The following is a 23,272-nucleotide window of genomic DNA, read 5'->3' on the forward strand; positions in this document are numbered from 1 at the left end:
GGGGCAAGCTGTTCGCTGCCGGCCCGTACAGCGCCCGATTGATGATTGCCGCAGTGCATAACGCCATTTCCCGAGAGGGCAATGGCGTTTTTTCCATCATCAGGCCGGACCGGCAGGTTTGCTGTCTTCCCTTTGCTGGTTCGCCTTTTCGTCGTTGGCCTGGCGCTGGATCAACGGAGTTTGAGGTTTTTGCTGTAGTTGCGCACGTAGCTTGTCGCGCAATGCGCTGAACACATCCATGTTCAGCAGCGCAGTGCGCCTGAGCAGTTTTTCCATCAGCTTGCGCTGTCTGGCGGTCGTCTGGGCTGAAGACGCGTCCGTCCCGATCCGGTCGGTGAGGCTGCCCTGCAACTCCTCGGCCAGGCGCTGCCTGGCCTCTCCGGACAGCTTGACCACCGTCGAGGTGGCATTGAGTGCCACGCTGTCTTGCCCGGCGTCGCTCGCCGCTGCCGGATCGGCCGCCGCCGGTAATGCGAGCTCTCCAGTGCTTGTCGTGCTTGCCGTGGTTGTTGTTCTTGCAATCTGCATGATCGTCTCGCCAGGAATTCGATTCCGGTATTATCGGCGGCCAATTGTCCCGCTGAAGCCGATGTCAGGAAGTTTACCTGCCCAAAGGTGCAACTTTTGGGCTGTATGACAACCTTAGTCATATCGTGGGCGAACGTATAATGCGTAAAAACTCATTAATCCTTCGCACAATAAAAATTCGAGCATCCATCCACATGAGCGATCACCAGCAGCCCCATTCATCCGCCCCCGCCGGGAGCCACCGGCCCAGCCGTGTCGCCCTGATCAGCACGGGGATTGCCGGGTTTGACGAGATCCTGGGTGGCGGTCTGCCAGCGGGCAGCCTGTATCTGATCCAGGGGCTGGCCGGCAGCGGCAAGACCACGCTGGCCTCGCAGGTGGGCTTTGCCCAGGCGCGTGGTGGCAACAAGGTGATGCTGTTGACGCTCATTGCCGAATCGCACGCCAAGATGCTCAATCATGTGAGCAATTTTGATTTTTTCGATGAAAGCCTGGTCGGCGAGCAGATGCAGATGCTCAGCGGCTATGGCGCGCTGGCCAGCGAGGGTTTGCGTGGCCTGTTGCGGCTGATCAGTGCCGAACTGAATCGTCATCGTCCGGCCATGCTGATCATCGATGGTTTCCGTTCTGTGCGCGATTCGGGGCCTTCGGACCTGAATCTCTCGGAATTCATGCATTCGCTCAATGCCCTGGTCTTCGCCATGAATTGCACTACCATCCTGCTTTCCCCGGTGGAGGGCAACATGCCCGAGTCCGAGAACACCCTGGTGGACGGTGTCATCGAGCTGAGCCAGCACGAGTCGGGCATGCAGCTGGTGCGCGAGATCAAGGTCTTCAAGCTGCGCGGCGCCAATCACCTGCTGGGCAAGCATGTCTTCGAAATCAACCAGAGCGGGGTCGAGATCTTCCCGCGCTTCGAGGCCACCGCCACCCGCGCCGGCAAGGTGCCGGGCACCTCCGACCGCTATGTCAGCGTGGGTATCCCTTCCTGGGACAAGTGCATCGGCGGTGGCGTGGTCAGTGGTTCCCTGACCTGCCTGCTGGGCAGCCCCGGGGTGGGCAAGACCCTGATGGGCCTGCATTTCATCGAGCAGGGGCTGAAGGATGACCAGCAGTGCCTGATCCTGGGTTTCTACGAGTCCCCCGAGCGTCTGCTGGCCAAGGCCCGCAAGGCCGGCATGCCGATGGAACAGCATATCGAGAGCGGTGCCCTGCAGATGATGTGGCAGCTGCCGCTGGAAATGCTGTGCGACGACCTGGCCAAGCGCATGCTGGACAACATCTCCAGCCGTGGCGTGACACGCCTGCTGATCGATGGCGTCGACGGCCTGCGCAGCATCGTGGTGCAGCAGCAGCGCGTACGGCCCTTCCTGGTGGCGCTGACCAACGAACTGCGGGCGCGGGGCGTGACCACCTTCATCACCGAGCAACTGCCGTATTTCCGCGAATCCCGGCCCCAGGTCGATCCCAGCTCCTCGCAGCTGTATGAAAACATGATGTTGCTGGAGTACGTGGTCCAGCACGATGTCAGCCGTCGCCAGATTTCAGTGATGAAACTGCGCGAAAACGGCTATGACGGCGCCAGCCGGCTGATGAACATTTCGGATGCCGGCATTGAGATCGATGGCCTGGTCTCCCCCTCTACCGCGCCGGTTGCGGATGGACGTTGACCATGTCCGGCGTGTCATCCGCACCAACGGCGGCATTGCCGCTACTGTTGATCGTCGACGATGAGATCGATATCACCGATACCTATTCCATGCTGCTGGAGCTGCATGGATTCCGGGTGGTGACGGCTCAGCATGGCGCCGATGCGCTGGTCAAGGCGCAGCAGGAGTGGCCAGACCTGGTCATCTCGGATTGCATGATGCCGGTCATGAATGGGCTGGAGCTGTGCGCCGCGCTGCGCGCCTTGCCTGGCGGACAGAACTTGCCGGTCATCCTGTGCAGCGGGGCGCCGGAGCGTCACGATCTGTCGCAATCCAGTCACAACCTGTTCCTGCGCAAGCCCGTCTTCTTCGACCGCCTGCTGGAAGAAATCCAGCGCCTGCTGCCTTCCTCTCCCTGATCCCCCTCGGACTGCCCGCCCTACGGCCGAGCTTGGCCGGGCGCGGGTTGGCGTCTCTTTTGCGCTCCTCCACTTCGTCGTTTTCACCCCTGCCCGCCGTCCGTGCAGGGGGCGCCTTGTCGCACTGTCCGCGTGGCCAGGCGGCAATGTTGTCGAGAGTTTCAGGAATTTCCTGATATCCCGATTCATCGCCAACCATCACCATCAGTCACAACAAGTCACCGTGACATCGTGTGCGGGATGAATGACAGGAGGGATGTTGTGGCAACCAGCGACAAGCAAACGACCGTACTGGTCGTCGAAGACCATGCGGACTCGCGCGAAATGCTGTGCGAGCTGCTGCGCCAAGGGGGACTGACGGTCATGGCGGCGGCCGACGGGGTGGACGCCATCGCCATGATGCAGGCCGCCACGCCGGCGCTGGTACTGACCGATCTGCGCATGCCGCGCATGGATGGCATGGAGCTGGCGCGCTATATCAAGTCGCATGAGCGCTACGGCCATATCCCGGTGGTGTTGATCAGTGCGCACCTGCCTGCAGCCAGTGCCCGCATTCCCACCATTGCTGCCTTTCTTCTCAAGCCTTGCTCGGTCGACCACCTCCTTGGAACCGTCACCGGGCTGCTGCGCCAAAGCGCGCAAAGCCAGGCGCAGCGGAGTTTTCAGGGCTGAGGGATCTGCGAGTTTTTATGATTTTATGCGCAGATATTTTCTGTATAACGTTGTGATTATGGAAAGCATCTCCCTGCCTGCAGGTAGGCCCGGATGCACGTACGGAACAGTACGCGGGGGATGCTCCGGAAGTCATAAAAACAGTTTTCATCCGGAACGCTAGAGTATGAAAGTATTAATTGTTGAAAGCGATCTTGAGTGGCGCAATTCGCTGAGCGCGCACGTGGGGGAGTTGGGATATGAAATCTCGGTCTGTTCCGCATTGGCACAGGCGCGGGATATCCTGAGGAGCCGCCAGCCCGACATCCTGTTATCCGACGTCGGTCTGCCTGACGGTAGCCTGATGCCCGAACTGGCTTCGCTGCGCCAGCATTTCCCGTCCATGGGCATCATCGTGTTGACCGCTGCCAGTCGCAGCGAAGAACGGGTGCGCTGCATGAGCGACGGCGCCGACTACACCCTGGCCAAGCCGGTCAAGCTGGACGAAGTCTCGGCCACCCTGACGGCCCTGGCGCGCCGCATGAAGACGGCGCCGCATCAGAGTTCGCCGCAGTCGGAGACCTGGGCCTTCCATCGCCGCTCGGGGCGCCTCTCCAGCAATGGGGCGGTGGCACTGCAATTCACCGACAAGGAGAGCACCGCCCTGGCGGCTCTGCTGCAGAGTCCGAATTATCCGGTGTCGCATGGCCAGCTGTTCGACCTGCTGCGCTCCGGTGGCGAAGAGTACGACGCCCACCGCATCGACGCACTGATCTATCGCGTGCGGCAGAAATTGCGCTCGTTGCCGGAGTCGCCCATGCAGATTCGCAACATCTACGGCGAAGGCTTCCTGATGCTGCGTCGCAGTTCGTCGGTCGATATCGTGCTGGAATCCTGACCTGTCTATCGGTGGTCGGCTCGCAACAGTGCCGGTACCACCTGCTTTTGCGGGCGAACTGCCTGCCAGCACGTTCATATTTGAAGCTCGCATTGCGAATATATTGCAATGCGGGCTTTTTGCCTTCTGCAGCACTCCCAACGTGCCACCGCTGCTGATGCTGCGCAGCTTTCCAGTCACGGCAAGAAATGCTGCGCCGCGAAAGTTTTGCCGCTTTCGGGTATCATTAAGTCAGTTTCGACGCTAAATCGTATATCTCTACTCTACGTTTTTTGCTGAATCTGTCCTGCGCAGACATGCCGTCTGCGACCACCCGACCGAAAAGATGAAGCAGGCCACCCGGCCCGCTGCGCCATTCCCATGCACTTCGTGCAGCGGCGCAGTCGCGCCGGATGTCTGCTTTGCCGTTAGTGAACCATCATGACCACTTCCGCTGAATTTACCGGGGCCTTGAACGAGTCCCAGCATCGCCCCCTCACTTCCTCCGACTATCGCACCCTGGGCCTGTCGGCCCTGGGCGGCACGCTGGAGTTCTACGACTTCGTCATCTACGTGTTCTTTGCCGCCGTCGTCGGCAAGCTGTTCTTCCCGGCCGACATGCCGGAATGGCTGCGCATGCTGCAGACCTTCGGCATCTTCGCCGCGGGCTATCTGGCGCGTCCGGTGGGCGGCATCATCATCGCCCACTACGGCGACGTGATCGGCCGCAAGCGCATGTTCACGCTGTCGATCTTCCTGATGGCCGTGCCCACGCTGGTGATCGGCCTGTTGCCGACCTATGCCAGCATCGGCGTGGCCGCGCCCATCCTGCTGCTGTTGATGCGCACCCTGCAGGGTGCGGCCATCGGCGGCGAGATGCCCGGCGCCTGGGTGTTCGTGGCCGAGCACGTCCCGGCCAACCGCTACAGCTTCGGCGTCGGCTCGCTGACTGCCGGCATCACCGGCGGCATCCTGCTGGGTTCGCTGATGGGCATCTTCATCAACAGCGTCTATGCACCGGCCGAGGTGGCGGGTTACGCCTGGCGCATCCCCTTCATCCTGGGCGGCGTGTTCGGCCTGGTGTCGGTCTACCTGCGTCGCTACCTGGAAGAAACGCCGGTGTTCCGTGAACTGGCCGCGCGCCGCAAGCAATCCACCGAACTGCCGCTCAAGACCGTCCTGCGCGAACATCGCGCCGCCAGCATGCTGACCGCCGGCATGACCTGGTGCCTGTCGGGCGCCGTGGTGGTGGTGATCCTGATGACCCCGTCCTACCTGCAGACCGTGCATCACCTGCCAGCCAAGCTGGTGATGCAGGCCAACTGCGCCGGTACCCTGATGCTGACCATCGGCTGCCTGGCCATCGGCTGGCTGTGCGACCGCATCGGCACCCGGGCCAGCATGATCATCGGCTGGGGCGGACTGGGTTTGTCCACCTGGTGGTTCTACGGCCAGCTGCCGGGTTCGCCCGAATCGTTGATCTGGGGCTATGCGCTGGTGGGCCTGTTCGTGGGCAGCATCTCGCTGACCCCGATCGTCTCGACCCGCGCCTTCCCGCCGGCGGTGCGCTTCACCGGCCTGTCCTTCGCCTACAACATGGCCTATGCCATCTTCGGTGGCCTGACCCCGGTGCTGATCTCGCTGTGGATCAAGGCTGACCCGCAAGGCCCGGCGCTGTACGTGATCGGTCTGTCCATCCTGGGCGTGCTGCTGGCCTTCGTGCCGATGAGCAGCAAGGGCTATCGCGCCTGATCCGCACTTCCACATCCTGGCGCCACCAGGCCCGGTGACCGCAAGGCACCGGGCCTGGTCGTTTTTGTGGATGGCTCGCGTACAATGCCGGCACCTCTGGCCGTCCCCGATCCGTCGACCATGCCCCCTTTGCCCCGTTGCGCCGGCTGGCGCCTCTCCACAGGCCTGTTCACCTGGCTCGTGCTGACCGTGCTGCTGGCCTCCTGTTCTCGCCATCCCGCCACCGAGGTCGGGCTGGCCCAGGATGTCTATGTCTGGCAGCGCCAGTGGACGCCCGCGCTGCGCAATGCCCTGTCTGCCTCCAATGCCCATGTGGCGCGCTGGCATGTGCTGGCCGCCGAGCTGGGGGCCTCCGGCGGCTGGGTCGACATCCAGCCCGAAGTCGGCTTGCTGGCCTCGACCGGCCGGCCGCTGCTGTTGACGGTGCGCATCAATGGCCAGTTGGCACGTTTCGATGGTGCCGCCATCCAGACCCATCTGCTGGAACTGGTCGACGCCTGGCGACAGCGCGGATTGCAGCCGGCCGCGCTGGAAATCGACTATGACTGCGCCACCGCGCGCCTGCCCGAATACACCGCCTTCCTGCGCAGCCTCAAGACGCGCATCGCCCCGCTGGACCTGACCGTGACCGCCTTGCCCACCTGGCTGGCCAGCCCGCGCCTGGCCGATCTGCTGGCCGTGGCCGATGCATCCACGTTGCAGGTGCATGCGGTGCAGGACCCACGCCTGGGCCTGTTCGATGCCGAGCGTGCCCAGGACTGGATGCAGCAATATGCCCAGCGCACCCGTCGCCCCTGGCACGTGGCCTTGCCGGCCTATGGATCGCGCGTGGTCTGGAACGGGCAGGGCAGGATCGCCGCCGTCGAGAGCGAGTCGGCGCTGCTGGTCGGTGGCGTGGCGCAGGAGCTCATGGCCGAGCCACGCACCATGGCGCGCTTCGTCACGCAGTTGGAAAAAGCGCCACCGGCGGGCCTGGCCGGCATCGTCTGGTTCCGCCTGCCGACCGGAGACGATCGTCGCGCCTGGAGCCTGTCGACCTGGATCGCCGTCCTGCAGCGCAAGCCGCTCAAGGAGGGCCTGGCGGTGCAACTGGTGGCCGCCCATCCCGGCCAGCCTGCACGCGACATCCGCCTGGACAATGCCGGCAATGCCGACGCCCCCTTGCCGCTGCGCATACGGGTGCGCCAAGGACGTTCGGCACCGGCCGGACCGGACGGGAACACCTGCACCGCTGACGGCATCAATGGCTACACGCTGGAAAACGATGCGCAGGGACGTTACCTGCGCCTGAGCCAGGCTGGCCTGCTACGCGCCGGTGCCAGCCGCACCATCGGGTGGTTGCGCTGCGACGATGCGGCCGCCCCGGATATCACACTGGAAATGGGATCCTGATGAAACGAACCAACCCGGCCGTCCGCGTTGCCTGCGCACTGAGCGGACTGCTGGTTCTGGGCGCGGCCACGGTAGTGGCCTGTGGCCCGGACTTCCCGCTGCAGCTGCTGGACGACCGCGCCGGCAGCCTGCGCAACACCCCCGCCAATTCCTTCACCTGGGAGACCGCTCATCTGGTGACTGCGACCGACCGGCTGCAGGCCGACGAGGGCAGTGGCTATGAGCAGGCCAGTGGCGGTCCTGATGATCCGCGTTCGCTGCGCATGCTGGAGAAGGGCCAGCTGGACGCCACGCAATGGGCCGCGCTGCAGGCCATGCGCGCCGCCTCCGATGGTGAGGCCGCCTATGCCGCCGGTGCTGCGCTGCCGCCTGCGATCCGGCTCTACACTGCCGGCGCCCAGGATTTCCGTCAAAACGCACTGGAACCGGCACGCCAGCGTTTCGAGGCCGTGCTGGCCCTGCCGCCGACGCAGGCCAGCGAGCGCGCCGTATGGGCGGCCTACATGCTGGGTCGCCTGCATGCCATGCAAGGCCAGCGGACCCAGGCCCTCACCAGTTTCGACAAGGCCCGCACCCTGGCGGCAGCGGGCGCGCCCGATCCGCTGGGGCTGGCAGTGGCCAGTTATGGCGAACAGGCGAGGCTGTTGCTGGTCGGCACGACGGGTGCCTGCAACTGGTCCGATTTCAACGAGGGCCGCAACTGTGGCGAGAGCATCCCGCCGGCCGATCTGAAGCAGGCCATCCGGCTGTACGCAGAGCAGGCCGCGCGCGGCTCCTACAGCGCGCCCTCCTCGCTGCAGGCGCTGGCCGCGTGGAGCCTGGCGCGCCCGGCGATCACCATGGCCCTCATCGATGATGCGGTCGCCCAGAAGCTGCTGGTGGCCTATGCGCTGGCGCGCGTGGGCGATGTCAGCGAAGGCCCGCAGATGGCCGGTAGTGACTACGACCCGGGCGCAGCCGGTAGCGGCTCCTCCGGTTATGCCGATGCCGCCCGCGGCAGCCGCATCCAGCCCAATCCGGTGCTGGTGAACCTGGTCGATGCTCTGCGCCGGCGTGGTCTGGAAAAGATCGCCGGCGCCGATCGCGTGGCTGCACTGGCCTATCGCACCGGTCGGTATGACCTCGCGGCCTCGCTGGCCGGCCGGCAGGAGTCGGCGCTGTCCTGGTGGGTACGCGCCAAGCTGGCGCTGCGCCAGGGTGACAACGACGGCGCAGCGCAGGCCTATGCCCGTGCCGCGCAGGGATTCCCGCGCAACGATGCCAGCGTCGAACCGGGCAATGCCAATCTGCTGGTCGGCGAGCAGGGGGTGCTGACGCTCTCACGCGGCCAGTACGTGGAAGCGCTGGCGCAATTCCACCGCGCCGCCCGCCAGACTGCGCAGGCCGGCAGCAATGCTTTCGCCGCCTACACTGACTATTACAACGACCTGGCCTACGTGGCAGAGCGGGTGCTGACCACCGACGAATTGAAGACCTATGTGGATGCCCACGCCCCGGCTTCGCCCATGCCGTCACCGGAAGCGGTCGCCAAGGCAGCGGCGCAGCAGGAACCCGGCCGGCAGTCCCTGCGCTGGGTCGCGGTGGGCCTGTCGGCAGTCACTGTGGAAGACCGTCTGCGCCAACTGTTGGCGCGCCGTCTGGTGCGCGAGGGCAGGGTGGATGCATCACTGGCCTACTTCCCCGATGAACGCGACGAGCGTTTCGTCGACAGCAGCTACGACGACAACGGCAAGGAACTGCCGGTGACCTGGCGGGTACGCGCCAAGGCACGCGACTATGGCCAGGCGCTGGAGCGCGGGCAGCATGCCTGGCGCGCCAACAGTCGCGCCCAGGGCTGGTACGAGGCGGCCGTGATTGCGCGGCGCCAGGGCATGGAGATCATGGGATACGAACAGGGACCGGACTTCGCCGTCTATGGCGGCAGCTATCCCTGGGGCGCCGGACGTGCTGCAGCCCCGTATGGCGACGAGAACAAACCGCTTCCGACCACGCCCCAGGCGCGTGCCCAGGCCGACCTGCCCGGGCCGCTGGTGACCGAGGGCGAGCGCCAGCGCTATGCCGCCAGTGAAGCCAAGCCCTACAAGCGCTTCCACTACCGCGACATCGCAGCGGGCTACGCCATGAAGGCGGCCGACGAACTGCCGCCGCGCTCTCAAGCCTTCGCGGCGGTGCTGTGCCAGGGTGTGAATTTCGTGTATTACGACCAGCCGCGTGCCGAGCAGCTTTATCTGCGCTATGTGCGGCAGGGTGCCGCCGTGCCGTTCTCAGCGGACTTTGGGCAACACTGCGTGGAACCGGACTTTGCCGCAGCGGCGCGCTTTCCCTATCAACAGGCCTGGCGCAGTACACGGCAGTGGGTGAGTCAGCATCGTGCGCTCAGCGCGGCGCTATTGCTGGCCATCGTGGTCGGTGGTGGATGGAGCGTGGCGCAGTGGCGTCGCCGCCGCCGCGCCGGAAGTGCGGAAACAGGAATTAGTTGACCAGTTCGCGCTTGAGTTCGGAAATGAGTGCCGGGTTCAGCGGCCCCGCGCACAGGAAGGCGGGCCATTGTCCCTTCACCAGATCCATCTCCCGCTCATCGCGGCAGAGCAGGATCACCGGTACATCGGCCAGCGTGTCCTGTGCCTTGAGGTAGTGTGCCAGGCGCAGGCCGCTCATACCGTCCATGGCCAGCTGGGCCAGCACCAGGTCGGGCCGGTCCAGGGCGATGTGCTCGATGGCATCATTGCCGCTGCCGGCGATCTGGATATCGATGTCGTTGATGGCCAGCCACTCGGTCAGCGCGCGGCTGACTTCGGGTTGGGAAGTGGCGATCAGGGCGGTCTTGTGCATGAGGGGTTCTCGCGATGGTCGTTGGACAAGCTCATCATGCCCCGATGGCAACACTGTCACCATCGGGGTTTTCCTGAGGCCATCTCACCCATCCTCACGCTCTCTCACAGCGATCCCCGCAGCAACAGGCTCAGGTATTGACGATCTCGCCCCCGTTGGGATGCAGCACCTGCCCGGTCATGTACGAAGCGCCTTCGGTGGCCAGGAACACGTACGCCGGCGCCACTTCGTCCGGCTGGCCGGGGCGGCCCAGTGGCACGTTCTTGCCGAAGCTGGCGACTTCTTCCGCACTGAAGCTGGAGGGGATCAGCGGGGTCCAGATCGGCCCTGGGGCCACGGCGTTGACGTGGATGCCGGCGGGCGCCAGCTGTTGCGACAGCGAGCGCGTGAAGGCCACGATCGCGCCCTTGGTGGCGGCATAGTCCACCAGATGCTTGCTGCCGCGATAGGCCGTCACCGAAGTGGTATTGATGATGCGCGCGCCTCGGGTGAGGAAGGGCATGGCTTCCTTGACCATGTAGAACATCGAGAAAATGTTGGTGCGGAAGGTATGCTCCAGCTGCTCAGGCGAGATCTGCTCGATGCTGTCGGCCGGATACTGCTGGGCCGCATTGTTGACCAGCACATCCAGACGGCCATAGGCATCCATCACCGAACGCACGGCACGGCGGCAGAACTCGGGCGACCCGACATCGCCGGGCAGCAACAGGCAGGGCGCATCCAGTGCCTGGACATCCTGCTGGGTCCGCCGTGCATCTTCTTCCTCATCCAGATAGACGATGGCCAGCTTGGCCCCTTCCCGCGCATAGGCCAGGGCGACGGCGCGTCCGATACCGCTGTCGCCGCCGGTGATCAGGGCCACCTTTCCCGCCAGCCGTCGTCCGGGTTCGCCGGCCGGCGCGCTTTGCGGGCGGGGTTGCATCTGCTGTTCGTCACCCGGTTGCCGGGGTTGGTGTTGGGCGGGGACGCTTTCAGGTCTGCTATCAGGTCTGCTATCGCTCATGCTTGCCTCCATATTGATGCTTCATGGTAAGAAGGGCAGCGCCGCCAGTCTGTAGGCCCAAGCCGCGATGTGGACGCGGCTGCGCACCGACGGCGGTGACGGAGAGGCTGAAGATGAGCCTGCGTATATCCATATGCGTACAGTTTCGTTGACCCTGGCCTGTCGCATGGCCACACTGGCGGGCTCATCGGGATATCGGGAAATGATTTATAGTGCGCCTCTGAGCCGGCGCAGACCGGTCACCGCGAAAACAGAGAGGGACACATGGCAACACCCCATCCATCCGACAAGCAGCTCTGGCGCTTGCGCGAGTTCATCACCGGGTTTGCCGGCCTGCTCGATGGCAAGCCTGGGCAGGCCATCATCCTGGAGCAGGGCGGCGCCTTGCTGCGCCAACTGGTGGCGCACGATGACTGGTTGCCCGATGCCTATGCCCAGCCGCATCCCGAGCGTTACCAGCAATTCCTGTTGCATGCCGATTCGGCCCAACGCTTCTCTGTCGTCAGCTTCGTCTGGGGGCCGGGGCAGCGTACGCCGATACATGACCACACCGTCTGGGGACTGATCGGCGTGCTGCGCGGCGCCGAGCATGCGCAGTCCTTTGGCTGGCAGCGCGAGCAGCTGCAGCCGGTGGGCGAACGCGCGCTGCTGCAAGTCGGACAGGTGGAGGCCGTGGCACCGGATCATCCCGAACTGCACGACGTGCATCAGGTCAGCAATGCCTTTGCCGACCAGGTGTCGATCAGCATCCATGTCTATGGCGCCAATATCGGCGCGGTCCGGCGTTCCGTGTATCACCCGGATGGACGGCGCGTGCCGTTCATCTCCGGCTATTCCAATTCCACCTTGCCCAATATCTGGGACCTCTCCATCGAACAAGCCTCCTCATGACTCAAGACCACGCCGCTGCTTCCATCCCTGTCATCAGCTACGCCGAGGTGCGTGCCGCGCTATTGGCCCGCGAAGAGATCGCCCTGCTTGACGTGCGCGAAGAAGCACCGCATGCGCAAGCGCATCCACTGTTTGCTGCCAATTTCCCGTACTCCCATCTGGAACTGAACGCCTACAGCCGCCTGCCGCGTCGCGACGTGCGCATCGTCACGCTGGATGACGGCGAAGGGCTGGCCGTGCGCGCCGCGCTGCGCCTGCGCACCCTGGGTTATACCCGCGTGGGCGTACTGGCCGGCGGCGTGCGCGGCTGGCGCGAGGCCGGCGGCGAGTTGTTCCAGGATGTGAACGTGCCCAGCAAGGCCTTCGGCGAACTGGTGGAGTCGCAACGCCATACCCCGTCGCTCTCCGCCGAAGAGGTCAAGGCCTTGCTCGACAGCGGGGAGGACGTGGTGGTGGTCGATGCCCGCCGCTTCGATGAATACCAGAACATGAACATCCCCGGCTCCATCAGCGTACCCGGCGCCGAACTGGTGCTGCGCCTGCCGGCCATCGCACCGGACCCGAAGACGCGTGTGATCGTCAATTGCGCCGGTCGCACGCGCAGCATCATCGGGACCCAGTCGCTGGTCAATGCGGGCATTCCCAATCGCGTGCATGCGCTGCGTAACGGCACCATCGGCTGGACACTGGCCGGCCAGCAGCTTGAGCACGGGCAGGCGCGTCGTTTCCCGCAACAGGTCGAGGTCGGCCAGCAGCAACAGTCACGTCGCCAGGCTCGCAGCGTGGCCGACCGGGCCGGGGTGAAGCGCATCGCGTTCGCCGCGCTGGACACCCTGGCGCAGCCCGGTCGCACCGTCTATCGATTCGATGTCCGCACGCCCGAGCAGTACCGGGAGGGGCATCTGCCGGATTTCCTCTCGGCACCCGGTGGCCAGCTGGTGCAGGAGACCGAGATGAACGCGCCGGTTCGCGGAGCGCGCATCGTGCTGGCCGACGATGATGGCGTACGCGCCGACATGACCGCCTCCTGGCTGGCCCAGATGGGATGGGAAGTGTATGTGGTGGAGGGCGCGACGCCGGCTGACTTCGCCGTCAGCGGCGAGGCGCCGCGCGCGCTGCCGGTGGCTGCCGTTACGCCGCAGCAGCGCATTGGTCCGCAGCAGTTGAAGAGCTGGCTGGATGCCGACAGGAGCGCCCAGGGTACCGTAGTCATCGACCTAGCCCTGAGCGCCCGTTACGTGGCAGGCCATATTCCGGGTGCATGGTTCGCCCTGCGCTCGGAGATCGCTGCCGTGGCACATCGCTTCCCGGCGGCCACACGTTTCGTGCTTACCTGCGGCAGCGCCTTGCTGGCGCAGTTTGCCGTTGCCGACCTGCAGGCGCTGGTGTCGCAGCCGGTCTTTCTGCTGGAGGGGGGCAACGCCGCGTGGGCGCAGGCCGGCCTGCCTCTGGAGAGTGGCGAGCAGCATCTGCTCTCGCCCCGCATCGATCGCTATCGCCGTCCCTATGAAGGTACCGACAATGCGGCCACTGCCATGCAGGCCTATCTCGACTGGGAGTTCGGGCTGGTGGAGCAGTTGGGCCGGGATGGGACGCACGGGTTTTTCGTGATTTGAGCAAGACGTACCGTTCTGTTTAAATGTCGCGTTGTCGCCCATCGGCGACGCGGTCACATTGTTGTCACAGGAATGAAATATGATCCGCGGTCAATCCAGAAATCACTACGCGGGCGTGTACGGTGGAAAGCCATTTCAGTCTGACTCCGGCCATGGGGAGCAAGTTGTTCCAACCGACAGCGGGAGCGCTGGCGGTACAGGTGCCGGTCGTCCAGTTCGATGAGAACAATGCAGCCGTGCTGGACATCTTCGGTCAGCACAAGGAGCTGGTGAGCCTGCCGGTGGTGGAGCAGCAGCGGCCGATCGGGCTCATCAGCCGTCATATCTTCATGTCCCAGATGTCCAAGCCGTATCACCGCGAGCTGTACGAGCGCAAGAGTTGCATCGCGTTCATGGACAAGGACCCCCTTATCGTCGAAGCCGATACGCCCATCGAGACCCTGGGCGCGCTGGCCGTGGCCTCGGGCGACAAGACCCTGGCCGATGGCTTCCTGATCGTCGACCAGGGCCGGCTGGCGGGGCTGGGTGCCGGTCTGGCGCTGATGCGCGAACTGGTGGCCATGCAGGAAGAAAAGAACCGCCAGGTGATGCAGAGCATCGACTACGCCAGCGTGATCCAGCGTGCCATGCTCAGCGCCTCGCGTGCGGCCATGACCCAGGCACTGGACGACGCCTGCCTGGTGTGGGAACCACGCGATGTGGTCGGAGGTGACTTCTACCATTTCGAAAGCCATGCGGATGGCTGGTTTGCCGCCGTGGCTGATTGCACCGGGCATGGCGTGCCGGGCGCCTTCCTGACCCTGATCGCATCTTCCTCGCTGAAGCAGGCGCTGGAACTGCATGGTCCGCACGACCCGGCGCGCCTGATGCGCGAGGTCAACCGCAGCATGAAGCGGGTGCTGGGCCAGCATGGCGACTCCGGCAAGGCCTCGGAATCCGATGATGGCATGGATGCCTGCTTCTTCTGGTTCGACCGCGCCAGCCATACCCTCACCAGTGCCCACGCCAAGATGGCGCTGTTCGTGCTGTCCGCCGATGGCACCGATGTGGTCACGGTGGAAGGCAAGCGCGTCGGCCTGGGCTATGTCGATACCCCCGATGACATGCAGTGGGACAACCATAGGCTGCAGCTCGAACCGGGGGCGATGGTCTTCGTCTGCACCGACGGCGTGATCGACCAGATCGGTGGACCCAAACACATTGCCTTCGGCAAGCAGCGCCTGCGCCGCACGTTGCTGGAGCATGGCAGCGGCAGCCTGCGCATGCCGGAACTGGCGCGGGTGGTGATGGACATCCACGCGCATTACCAGGGAACGCAGCGCCGCCGCGACGATATCTGTTTCTTCGGCGCTCGCCTGGGCGCCTCCTTCACTCAAGACAGTCAACACGGAACACACGCATGAACGGTATCCAGCAGGAGTGGGCGGAGTTCCACAGCTATGTCGCGCGACGCGACATCGTCTTTTACTACGTCGGCTATTTTTCCCAGACCATCATCGCCGCCATGGCCGAGGCCGTGAAGCTGCGCGCCGAGCATACTGGCGCCCTGGCACAGACGCGCCGCAAGCTGTTCTCATCCTTCATCGAGATGGCACAGAACATCGTCCACTATTCGGCCGACCTGCATGAAAAGGAAGGCAAGGTCACCGAGCCGCCGATGCGCCATGGCGCGGTCTTCATCACCCAGACCGATGGCCACTATTTTCTGCACTGCGCCAATCCGGTCGATGCCGACATGGCCGGCAAGCTGCGCACGAAACTGGAACATCTGCGCTCGCTGACCAATGACGAGATCAAGCTGGCCTACAAGGAAATGCTGCGTTCTGAAACACCGCCCGACAGCAAGGGTGCGGGCCTTGGCTTCCTGACGGTCGCGCGCGATGCCAGCGCGCCGCTGGATTTCGAATTCTCCGCGCCCGAGGAAAATGGCGACCAGACCTTCTACCTGAGGGCCACCATCTGAGGCGAGCCTGATCCAGGCCCGCCGGTATCCGGACACGCGACAACATGGACAATTTATTCATCGCCGCCAGCGCCAGCTCTCCCGAAGTGGACTTCCGCTTCGACCAGCGCATGCTTTCGCTGAAGGGCGAATCCTATCCTGAGAATGCCGCCCAGTTCTGGGGCGAGATCATCACCACGCTGCGCCGCTTCCTCGCCGACGACGAGGGCGGCGGCACCATCACCGTCAATGTGGCCCTGGCCTACTTCAACAGTTCCAGCACCAAGATGTTGTTTTCCCTGTTCGATGCCTTGAACGAGAAGGCCGAGGACGGCACCGAGGTGGTCCTGAACTGGTACCACGATGAGGAAGACGACACCATCTTCGAGTTCGGCCAGGAATTGCAGGAAGACTTTTCCGCGCTGGTCTTCCACGATCACGCGGTACAGAGCTGATGGACGAGGTCGACCTTTTCGAAGCGGAAGCCCAGGCCCTGAGCCGCGCCAATGCCGTGCTGGCCGATGCCGGCGCCGAGCCGGCCGCCCATCGGGCAGCGCTGGAGGAGCTGGTACAGCACTATGGTCAGCTGATGCGGCAGAGCCGTCGCCTGATCTCGCGCAGTGACCGCACCGAGCGCGAGCTCAACCAGCTCAATGCGCGCCTGAAGCAACTGAGCGATGAGCTCGACTACAAGGCCAGGCACGATAACCTGACCGGCGCGCTCAACCGGGGGGCGGTGTTCGAGCGGGCTCACCAGATCCTGGAAAAATCGGCAATGTCACTGGTGGTGCTGGATATCGATTTCTTCAAGCGCATCAACGATGAATTCGGGCATCCGACCGGCGACGCCGTGATCCGGGAACTGGTCGGCCGCCTGCGCAGCACGCTGGCGGGGACCGGTGTGGTCGGACGGGTGGGTGGAGAGGAGTTCACCATCCTGCTGGCCGGGATGGCGCTGGAGCAGGCGGTAATCTTGGCCGGAAAGATCCGGCAGGCGATTGCGGGGGAACGCTTTCAGTGTCTGCCGGAACGGGCGGTGACGTCCAGTTTCGGTGTGGCCTGGGCTGACGCCGGCAGCGATTTCGAAGAGGCCTATGCACGCGCCGATCAGGCCTTGTATCAAGCCAAGCGCGGCGGCCGCAACCGGGTGGAATCCGAGGATACCGTCACCGGCTGAGGCTGCCGCGTTGCCAGGCGGCGCCAGGTGAATCAGTAGCGGGTCATCGCCGTCACCAGTTCGGCCAGCGAACCGGCGTGCATCTTGCGCATCACCTGCTGCCGATGGGCCTTTACCGTCCGTTCCGAGGTGCCCAGTTCGGCGGCGATCTGCTTGTTCAGGCGACCCTTGACCAGGCGCTCCAGCACTTCGCGCTCGCGACGGGTGAGCGTCTTCAGGCGCTGGTGGTGTTCCTGCCGCTGCTGCATCTGCGGACCGGATTCATCGAAGGGCATCAGCGCACCGCGGAAGGCGGCTACCAGCTGCTGGTGCAGCATCGGCTGGCTGCGGTTATCCTCCTGCTGCAGCGTGCCTCGGGTGTCGCGAATGGCGGTGGGTCGCGGTTCATTTCCTTCTGCCGGACGCTGGGCCTGCGAGGTGATCACGATCAGCGGCATGCCGAGCTGTCGTTCTCCCAGCAGCGAACGCAATTGCGGTGCGTCGACATCCTGCATGTGGACTTCCAGCACCGTGCCGCCGGGTGGGGCGGTCGGCTCCTGCAGGAATTCGTCTGCAGAGGGATGGTGTGCCACGTGGAAGCCGGCGGCCTCCAGCATGCGACCCAGCGGGCCACCGAGGGAATCGTCACCACCAACGATATGAGCGAGATTTGTATTTGCCATGTTTTTCTTCCTTGACCGATATGGACGCATCAAACGGGATAAAGGGCTTCACCGACTTCCTCGCCGCGGCACCGTTTGCGCCACTGAACGAGGACATGCGGGAAGAAAAACTGCAGTTTCACCGTGCCGTCGAATTTAGTCGATAGGATGGAAAATTTCTGGCGTAATACTTCGAATTTCTTCGAGAAGAATCTCAATTTTTTTCGACAAGAGGCCACATAGCGTGGCATATAAGAGACTTGCCGGCGTGGCTAATTGACACTTTCAGGCGCTTGTCCCTTGCGCGATTTCCACTTCTGCATACACCTGTGCCCGACCGTGCGCCATGGCCTGGTAAAGGTTCTGGTCAGCCAGCGCAATCAGCCCCGCCGGCGAGCTACCGGGATCGGGTGCCGTGATCGACGCCACGCCGATACTGAGCGTGACATGCGGTCCCACCTCGGAACGCGCATGGGGCAAATTCAACCGCGCCACCGACTGGCAGACATTCTCGGCCAGCCTGATGGCTTGTTCGCTCCCCGCCATCGGCAGGATGCAGGCGAACTCTTCACCCCCATAGCGTGCCACGCAGTCATAGCTGCGATGGAAGTTGCTGCGGATGGCGTGCGCCACTTCGGCCAGGCATTGATCGCCGGCCTGGTGGCCGTAGTGATCGTTGTAGCGCTTGAAGTAATCGATGTCGATCATCAGCAGAGAGATCGCCTGGCCGGAGCGTTTGCAGAGTTCCCATTTCTCGGCCAGTTCGCTATCGAACTTGCGACGGTTGAACAAGCCCGTGAGCGAATCGGTCACCGCAATGTTGCGATAGAAATCGGATTGCAGCTTCAGGGTCAGGTGCGTCAGTACACGCGCTTTCAGTACCGTGCCGTGGATCGGCTTGCTGATGAAATCGACGCCACCGACATCGAAGCCACGGGCCTCGTCCTCCTCGCTATTGAGGCCGGTCAGGAAGATCACCGGAATACCCAGCGTAGCGGTGTTCTGCTTGAGCCGTTCGCAGGTTTCGTAGCCATTCAGGCCGGGCATGTTGACGTCCATCAGGATCAGGTCCGGCTGCACCTTCTCGCACTGCTCGATGGCCTGCATGCCGCTGGTGGCCATGAAGATATCGTAGTCACCCTTGAGCAGCGCATTGGCCAGGCGGATATTGATCGGCTGGTCGTCGCAGAGCAGCACCCGCGCCCGACTGCCGCGCAGCGACGAAAGTTCTTCCAGGATGCGTTTCAACTTGCTTCTCCAAAATGTTGATCGAGATGGCTCAGCGCCGACGCGAAGTCGAGTCGTTCGATCAGCTCCCACAATTGCTGGTACCGAACGTGCTGCGTCAGTCCGTGCCGCTTGCTGATGGACTCGGCCAGGTCGAGTGCCTCCAGGTTGCTCGACGATAACAAGTCACGCAGGCGCTGCCTATCAGGAAAATCGGAAGCCTGTGGCGCTGGCGTCACCAGTGGCGCGGCTTCGGTGTCGCTGGCCGGCAGAGCCGGCGCCCCCTGCATGGCCTGCATCAGCAATTGCTGCAGGACCAGTTGGGCGTCGCGCTGGCTGGGGGCGAACTCCTGGCGCCAGCGCTCCAGCAGCGCATCGGTCTCGATGGACGCCGCTTGTGCGCTGTGCGCTTCGACGGTGCCGAAATAGGCCGCCAGACCGCAGGCACCGATGGTGGCGCTCAGGCCCTTGATGGCATGACTGGCAGCACCGATGGCGGGCAGCGCGCCTTCTTCCAGCGCCTCCCGGTATTGCGTCAGGAGACGCTCCAGCTCTGGTCCTGCGGTATCCAGGGTGAATCGGTAGATATCGCTGGCCTGACGGAATCGCCGCATCACCGTCTGGTAACTGTCCACGCTCTGGCGCGAGCAGGGCGCATCGGTGATGGCATCGGTGACAGTTTCCGTCATCGACACTGTTGCCGCTGACAATCGGTCATGGCCCAGGTGTGACAGCAGAGTGGGGATCAGAGTGGTGACATCGATGGGCTTGGCGATATGCCCGGCCATGCCCGCCTGGATGCAACGCCGCTTGTCCTCCGGCGATGCATTGGCCGTCATGGCCAGGATGGGAATGCCGCGCAGATCGTGCTGGCGCCGGATGCGGCGGGTGGCCTCCATGCCGTCGATGCCCGGCATCTGCAAGTCCATCAGGATCAGGTCGAAATGGCGCGCCGGGTCGCTGGCGATGGCCACGCCCGTGCTGCCGTTGTCGGCGCAGGTAACCTGCGCACCAGAAAGCGCCAGCAGGCCGCTGGCGACCTGGCGATTGACGGCGTTGTCTTCCACCAGCAGGATCTGCACACCTTCCAGTTCGCGCGACGGGGCCGGTGCGGCGTCGCCACTTTCCATCGTTACGGATGCAGTGTCCGGCCGCGCCTCCGACAGCGGTGTTGCATCTTCCACCGGCAATTGCAGATCGAACCAGAAACGGCTGCCCCGCCCCGGCTCGCTGCTGACCTGCAGCTGGCCACCCATCAGTTGCACCAGATGGCGGCTGATGGCCAGACCCAGACCCGTACCACCGTAGCGGCGGGTGGTCGAGGCCTCGGCCTGGGTGAAGGCGTCGAAGATGTCCTCCAGCCGTTCGGCAGCGATGCCGATGCCGGTGTCCTTGACCTCCACCCTCAGGTTCAGTTGCTGTGCGCTGGATGCAGCGAGCTTCTGCAAGCGCACATCGATGCGGCCCAGGTGCGTAAACTTGAGCGCATTGCCGATCAGGTTGACCAGTACCTGATGCAGGCGGTAGGCATCGCCCACCACGCGCTGCGGCAATGCGGGATCGAGTTCGATATTCAGGCTGACCCCCTCCTGGGGCGGCGAACCGGCCAGCACCGCGACGAGGTCGTGGCGGAAATGATCGAGATCGAAGGCCTGCAGCTCCAGCTGCAATTGCTGCACATCCATCTTGGAAAAATCGAGCAGGTCGTTGAGCAGGTTCAGCAGCGACTTGGCCGAGATCTCCGCCTTCTCCAGGTAGTCACGCTGGCCCGGTAGCGGCTGGGTCCGCTGCAGCAGCTGGATCATCCCCAGTACCCCGTTCATGGGCGTGCGGATCTCGTGGCTCACGCTGGCCAGGAACAGGCTCTTGGCCGAGTTGGCCTGTTCCGCCTTCAGTCGCGCATCGACCAGGTTGTTCTCGAATTCGATGCGTTGCGTGATGTCCAGGTTGATGCCGATCACCCTTACCGCCGACCCCATGCCATCGCGGTCCACATGGGCGCGCGCCTGCACGTAGCGGATGCCGCCGTCTTCGCGCACCACGCGAAACACCGGTTCGAATTCCCCGCTGCCGGCCAGGGCCGCCTGCAGCGCATTTTCCACATAGACCACGTCGTCCGGATGCACGCGGCGGCGCCAGGCTTCGTAGGTGGTGGTCTGGGTACCGATGCCGTTGCCAATGCCGTAGATCTCGGCGATCCGACGATTGAACTCGAAGGAATCACTCTGCATGTCCCACACCCATACCCCCAGCTTGGCCACTTCCGCAGCCAGCATCAACTGGTCGCGGGCGGCTGCCAGTTCGGCCTCCTGCTTGCGTTGCAGGCGCATGTCCATGGCGATGTAGAGATAACCGAGATGACGCTGGCGGTGATCCAGCATCGCGGTCTGCTGGCGCGCCACCGGTAGCGTTGCGCCATCCTTGCGGCGGTAGGGCAGGTCGGCCACGGCCTGGTCGGTCTCTCCTTTCTGCGGTGAGGCGGGGGGCGCCACACGCTGGCCGGAGAAGGCCTCTTCGTTCAGCTGGCCGATCACTTCTTCGGCACGGTAGCCCAGCATCTGCTCGGCGCCGCGGTTGAACAGGGTGATCATGCCGTCCGGCGCAGTCGCGATGATCGCCACCCCGGTGGCCGAGCCCAGCACGTTGTTGAGCAGGGCATTGGTTTCCTGCACCTGGTCCAGCAGCGACTGGTTCTGTTCCAGCGCTTCCCATAGCTGGTTGCGGTTATGGGTAATCTCGGTGACGTCGTGCGCCACCACATAGAAGCCGATCACCTCGCCCTGATCCGAGATGTCGGGGATATAGGTGGTCAGTACATGCTTCATCCCCAGTGAGGGATCATCGAAGGTGCGCTCGAAGGTCTGTTTTTCTCCGGCGAGCACCGCCTCGATATGGGGCAGCGCCTTTTCGAACAGGTCATTGCCCACCAGGTCGGGCATGTACATGCCATTGATCTCGCCCGGCGAGCGATGGAACACCCGTTCGTAGGAGGCATTGGCGAAACGGTTGATCAGGTGCTTGTCCCAGTAGCCCACCAGCGAAGGCATGACGTTGAGCACCGTCTGCAGCATGGTCTTGGCCTGGTGCAGCGCATGGGTGCGCTGCTGGACGGTCAGCTCCAGTTCTTCGTTGATGCGATGCAGCTGGCGTTCGATGCGCTTCTCGCGGGTGATATCGCGCAGCATGAAGGCCTTGCCGATCGGCCGTCCCGCGCGGTCGCGCAACGGGAACAGCAGCGCAGAGGCATAGCGTATCGGATCGCCCGGCAGGCTGATGACCTGCGCCGTCGTTGCCTGCTCGGACATTGTTGTGACTTCCGACGCACCACCGCGCTCATCCAGTTCGCGCAGGGTGGCGTGATCGGACAGACTGCTCCCCAGCGCGCGGCTTTCCGGCAGGTGCAGATAATCGCTTGCCCCCTTGTTCCAGGAACTGATCCGGCCCTGGGCATCGGTGGTCACGATGGCATCGGGAGAACTGTCGACCACAGCCGCCAGCAGCGCACGGGCTTCCTGCAGCTTCTGTTCGCGGCTGGAAAAGACCTGGTAGGCCAGGGCGATGACAACGATCAGGGCCAGCAGCGTGCCGCAGGAGAGCAGCATGGCGCGGTCGCTGATGAACTGGTGCGTCTGGCTGTATTCGGGCGAAGCGCGGATTACCAGTCTCCAGGCGCGGCCATAGAGAGGCACCGCCGTGTCCAGGCTGACCACTTCATCGAGCTGGTTGTAACCTGCGCTGCGGAACAGTTCCACCGGCGGTTGATCGCTGGCCACATCCTCGATCAGGATTTCCAGTGAATGCATGTTCCAGCGGCGGCTCAGCTCGGACAGGATGTCCTGCACCGACAGCGGGGCATAGGCCCATCCGACGATCTGCTCGCGTCGCTGTTCCATGGTCGCAGGTGTCACCGAACCGGCATAGATCGGCAGCAGGAACAGGTAGGCGTTGGCACCTGACCCTTGCTTCTGCACCAGCTGGATCGGCGTGGTCAGTTCGGCACGGCCGGTCAGCATGGCGTGGTCGGCTGCCGAGCGGCGTTCCTGGGAGGAGGCGATATCCAGGCCCAGCGCCTCGCGATTGGGGCCGATCGGTTCGATCTGTTCGATGACGTAGAGCTCGCCCGGGTTGGGGCTCAACTGGATGACGGAGGGGAATAGTTGATGATGCTCAGCGACCTTCCTTTCATAGTCCGCGCGCTGCTCCATCGGTACATACCGGATGAAGCCGAAGCCACCGGCCCAGGGGAATTCCTGGGCCAGGTCGCGGCTGTCCATATAGCGCAGCAGACGCTCGCGATTGAGTTCGCCCGGACCGATGGCGAGGATGGCACCACGCGTGCCGCGCAGGCCGTGTTCATAGCGGCGCAGCAGGGACTCGATGTCGTCCCTGATCCAGCGGCTGTCCATGGCCAGACTGCTGCGTACCTCCTGATGATTCAGATGGGACAGGCCGGCCACCCCGGCCAGCAGCAGGCCCAGGGCAATCAGCAGGAAAATCCAGGTATTGCGCGTGACTCTGGTCATTTTCGACAGGTCTTTCTTGTTGGAATGCATGATCATCAATGAAACAAGCCCACGTACCCCCACGTGAGCCGGCGCAGTGCGCCAGGATGTGCTGATTCCACCAGCAGGCAGTCCGGTGGACAATCAGGAAATTCCCGGTCTGGCCATACAGG

At 63.8% G+C, this 23,272-nt stretch carries 19 protein-coding genes; 13 read left to right on the top strand and 6 right to left on the bottom strand.

What is annotated here, in order from left to right; genetic code table 11:
• Window positions 1-99: 99 nt before the first annotated feature.
• Window positions 100-528 carry a hypothetical protein gene (locus tag ACEOAC_RS05415; protein WP_241812208.1) on the bottom strand — a complete coding sequence of 143 codons (429 nt, stop codon included), beginning with the start codon at window positions 526-528 and terminating at the stop codon, window positions 100-102.
• Between the two features lie 194 nt (window positions 529-722).
• Here ACEOAC_RS05415 and ACEOAC_RS05420 point away from each other — a divergent pair, with 194 nt between their 5' ends.
• The 7 genes from ACEOAC_RS05420 (at window position 723) to ACEOAC_RS05450 (ending at window position 9,748) form a co-directional block, all read left to right on the top strand.
• Complete coding sequence (locus ACEOAC_RS05420; RefSeq protein ID WP_077235461.1) at window positions 723-2,198, top strand: ATPase domain-containing protein; 1,476 nt, start codon at window positions 723-725, stop codon at window positions 2,196-2,198.
• A gap of 2 nt (window positions 2,199-2,200) precedes the next feature.
• A complete protein-coding gene (locus tag ACEOAC_RS05425) occupies window positions 2,201-2,596 on the top strand; it encodes a response regulator (protein ID WP_039874365.1) in 396 nt (131 codons plus the stop codon).
• Between the two features lie 261 nt (window positions 2,597-2,857).
• Window positions 2,858-3,268, top strand: coding sequence for a response regulator (locus ACEOAC_RS05430; RefSeq protein ID WP_413444516.1), 411 nt, complete (start codon window positions 2,858-2,860; stop codon window positions 3,266-3,268).
• A 166-nt stretch (window positions 3,269-3,434) separates the two neighbouring features.
• Window positions 3,435-4,145, top strand: a complete 711-nt coding sequence (locus ACEOAC_RS05435; RefSeq protein ID WP_039874370.1) for a response regulator transcription factor — start codon at window positions 3,435-3,437, stop codon at window positions 4,143-4,145.
• A 420-nt stretch (window positions 4,146-4,565) separates the two neighbouring features.
• Window positions 4,566-5,876 carry an MFS transporter gene (locus ACEOAC_RS05440; RefSeq protein WP_006462064.1) on the top strand — a complete coding sequence of 437 codons (1,311 nt, stop codon included), beginning with the start codon at window positions 4,566-4,568 and terminating at the stop codon, window positions 5,874-5,876.
• Window positions 5,877-5,996: 120 nt separating this feature from the next.
• Window positions 5,997-7,268: a DUF3142 domain-containing protein gene (locus ACEOAC_RS05445; protein WP_413628723.1), complete on the top strand. Its 1,272-nt coding sequence runs from the start codon at window positions 5,997-5,999 to the stop codon at window positions 7,266-7,268.
• Window positions 7,268-9,748: a hypothetical protein gene (locus ACEOAC_RS05450; RefSeq protein WP_413628724.1), complete on the top strand. Its 2,481-nt coding sequence runs from the start codon at window positions 7,268-7,270 to the stop codon at window positions 9,746-9,748. The genes ACEOAC_RS05445 and ACEOAC_RS05450 overlap by 1 nt, the downstream gene beginning before the upstream one ends.
• On the opposite strand, the gene ACEOAC_RS05455 is transcribed toward ACEOAC_RS05450, so the two are convergent.
• Both ACEOAC_RS05455 and ACEOAC_RS05460 read right to left on the bottom strand, forming a co-directional pair.
• Window positions 9,741-10,100 carry a response regulator gene (locus ACEOAC_RS05455; RefSeq protein WP_234294500.1) on the bottom strand — a complete coding sequence of 120 codons (360 nt, stop codon included), beginning with the start codon at window positions 10,098-10,100 and terminating at the stop codon, window positions 9,741-9,743. The two genes, ACEOAC_RS05450 and ACEOAC_RS05455, sit on opposite strands and share 8 nt — an antisense overlap.
• A gap of 130 nt (window positions 10,101-10,230) precedes the next feature.
• Window positions 10,231-11,103, bottom strand: coding sequence for an SDR family oxidoreductase (locus ACEOAC_RS05460; RefSeq protein WP_413445348.1), 873 nt, complete (start codon window positions 11,101-11,103; stop codon window positions 10,231-10,233).
• 264 nt (window positions 11,104-11,367) lie between these two features.
• On the opposite strand from ACEOAC_RS05460, the gene ACEOAC_RS05465 reads away from it, so the two are divergent.
• The 6 genes from ACEOAC_RS05465 (at window position 11,368) to ACEOAC_RS05490 (ending at window position 16,729) form a co-directional block, all read left to right on the top strand.
• Window positions 11,368-11,994, top strand: coding sequence for a cysteine dioxygenase (locus ACEOAC_RS05465; protein ID WP_413445349.1), 627 nt, complete (start codon window positions 11,368-11,370; stop codon window positions 11,992-11,994).
• Complete coding sequence (locus tag ACEOAC_RS05470; RefSeq protein WP_413628725.1) at window positions 11,991-13,610, top strand: rhodanese homology domain-containing protein; 1,620 nt, start codon at window positions 11,991-11,993, stop codon at window positions 13,608-13,610. The genes ACEOAC_RS05465 and ACEOAC_RS05470 overlap by 4 nt, the downstream gene beginning before the upstream one ends.
• 122 nt (window positions 13,611-13,732) lie before the next feature.
• Window positions 13,733-15,013 carry a SpoIIE family protein phosphatase gene (locus ACEOAC_RS05475; protein WP_413444265.1) on the top strand — a complete coding sequence of 427 codons (1,281 nt, stop codon included), beginning with the start codon at window positions 13,733-13,735 and terminating at the stop codon, window positions 15,011-15,013.
• Window positions 15,010-15,573: a SiaB family protein kinase gene (locus ACEOAC_RS05480; protein WP_413444266.1), complete on the top strand. Its 564-nt coding sequence runs from the start codon at window positions 15,010-15,012 to the stop codon at window positions 15,571-15,573. The genes ACEOAC_RS05475 and ACEOAC_RS05480 overlap by 4 nt, the downstream gene beginning before the upstream one ends.
• Window positions 15,574-15,617: 44 nt before the next feature.
• Window positions 15,618-16,007, top strand: a complete 390-nt coding sequence (locus tag ACEOAC_RS05485) for a DUF1987 domain-containing protein (protein WP_077235469.1) — start codon at window positions 15,618-15,620, stop codon at window positions 16,005-16,007.
• Window positions 16,007-16,729 (top strand): GGDEF domain-containing protein, encoded by a 723-nt coding sequence (locus tag ACEOAC_RS05490; protein ID WP_413444267.1) that lies wholly within the window; start codon window positions 16,007-16,009, stop codon window positions 16,727-16,729. Before ACEOAC_RS05485 ends, ACEOAC_RS05490 begins: the two co-directional genes overlap by 1 nt.
• A 32-nt stretch (window positions 16,730-16,761) precedes the next feature.
• Here the strand turns inward: ACEOAC_RS05490 and ACEOAC_RS05495 are convergent, their stop codons facing one another.
• From ACEOAC_RS05495 to ACEOAC_RS05505, 3 genes are all read right to left on the bottom strand, one after another.
• On the bottom strand, window positions 16,762-17,391 hold the full coding sequence (locus tag ACEOAC_RS05495; protein ID WP_077235471.1) for a response regulator transcription factor: 630 nt from the start codon (window positions 17,389-17,391) through the stop codon (window positions 16,762-16,764).
• Between the two features lie 264 nt (window positions 17,392-17,655).
• Window positions 17,656-18,618 (bottom strand): diguanylate cyclase domain-containing protein, encoded by a 963-nt coding sequence (locus ACEOAC_RS05500; RefSeq protein ID WP_413444268.1) that lies wholly within the window; start codon window positions 18,616-18,618, stop codon window positions 17,656-17,658.
• Window positions 18,615-23,120 carry a CHASE domain-containing protein gene (locus ACEOAC_RS05505; RefSeq protein WP_413444269.1) on the bottom strand — a complete coding sequence of 1,502 codons (4,506 nt, stop codon included), beginning with the start codon at window positions 23,118-23,120 and terminating at the stop codon, window positions 18,615-18,617. Before ACEOAC_RS05505 ends, ACEOAC_RS05500 begins: the two co-directional genes overlap by 4 nt.
• Window positions 23,121-23,272 lie beyond the last annotated feature (152 nt).

The sequence above is a fragment of the Herbaspirillum frisingense genome, from assembly GCF_047325095.1.
Lineage (GTDB): Bacteria > Pseudomonadota > Gammaproteobacteria > Burkholderiales > Burkholderiaceae_D > Herbaspirillum > Herbaspirillum frisingense.

Bases quoted from the DNA above. Each gene is read 5' to 3' on its own strand.
- ACEOAC_RS05440 (WP_006462064.1), top strand. From the start codon at position 4,566: ATGACCACTTCCGCTGAATTTACCGGGGCCTTGAACGAGTCCCAGCAT.
- ACEOAC_RS05450 (WP_413628724.1), top strand. From the start codon at position 7,268: ATGAAACGAACCAACCCGGCCGTCCGCGTTGCCTGCGCACTGAGCGGA.
- ACEOAC_RS05425 (WP_039874365.1), top strand. From the start codon at position 2,201: ATGTCCGGCGTGTCATCCGCACCAACGGCGGCATTGCCGCTACTGTTG.
- ACEOAC_RS05460 (WP_413445348.1), bottom strand. From the start codon at position 11,103: ATGAGCGATAGCAGACCTGATAGCAGACCTGAAAGCGTCCCCGCCCAA.
- ACEOAC_RS05495 (WP_077235471.1), bottom strand. From the start codon at position 17,391: ATGGCAAATACAAATCTCGCTCATATCGTTGGTGGTGACGATTCCCTC.
- ACEOAC_RS05415 (WP_241812208.1), bottom strand. From the start codon at position 528: ATGCAGATTGCAAGAACAACAACCACGGCAAGCACGACAAGCACTGGA.
- ACEOAC_RS05445 (WP_413628723.1), top strand. From the start codon at position 5,997: ATGCCCCCTTTGCCCCGTTGCGCCGGCTGGCGCCTCTCCACAGGCCTG.
- ACEOAC_RS05455 (WP_234294500.1), bottom strand. From the start codon at position 10,100: ATGCACAAGACCGCCCTGATCGCCACTTCCCAACCCGAAGTCAGCCGC.
- ACEOAC_RS05490 (WP_413444267.1), top strand. From the start codon at position 16,007: ATGGACGAGGTCGACCTTTTCGAAGCGGAAGCCCAGGCCCTGAGCCGC.
- ACEOAC_RS05480 (WP_413444266.1), top strand. From the start codon at position 15,010: ATGAACGGTATCCAGCAGGAGTGGGCGGAGTTCCACAGCTATGTCGCG.
- ACEOAC_RS05505 (WP_413444269.1), bottom strand. From the start codon at position 23,120: ATGACCAGAGTCACGCGCAATACCTGGATTTTCCTGCTGATTGCCCTG.
- ACEOAC_RS05420 (WP_077235461.1), top strand. From the start codon at position 723: ATGAGCGATCACCAGCAGCCCCATTCATCCGCCCCCGCCGGGAGCCAC.
- ACEOAC_RS05465 (WP_413445349.1), top strand. From the start codon at position 11,368: ATGGCAACACCCCATCCATCCGACAAGCAGCTCTGGCGCTTGCGCGAG.
- ACEOAC_RS05435 (WP_039874370.1), top strand. From the start codon at position 3,435: ATGAAAGTATTAATTGTTGAAAGCGATCTTGAGTGGCGCAATTCGCTG.
- ACEOAC_RS05485 (WP_077235469.1), top strand. From the start codon at position 15,618: ATGGACAATTTATTCATCGCCGCCAGCGCCAGCTCTCCCGAAGTGGAC.
- ACEOAC_RS05470 (WP_413628725.1), top strand. From the start codon at position 11,991: ATGACTCAAGACCACGCCGCTGCTTCCATCCCTGTCATCAGCTACGCC.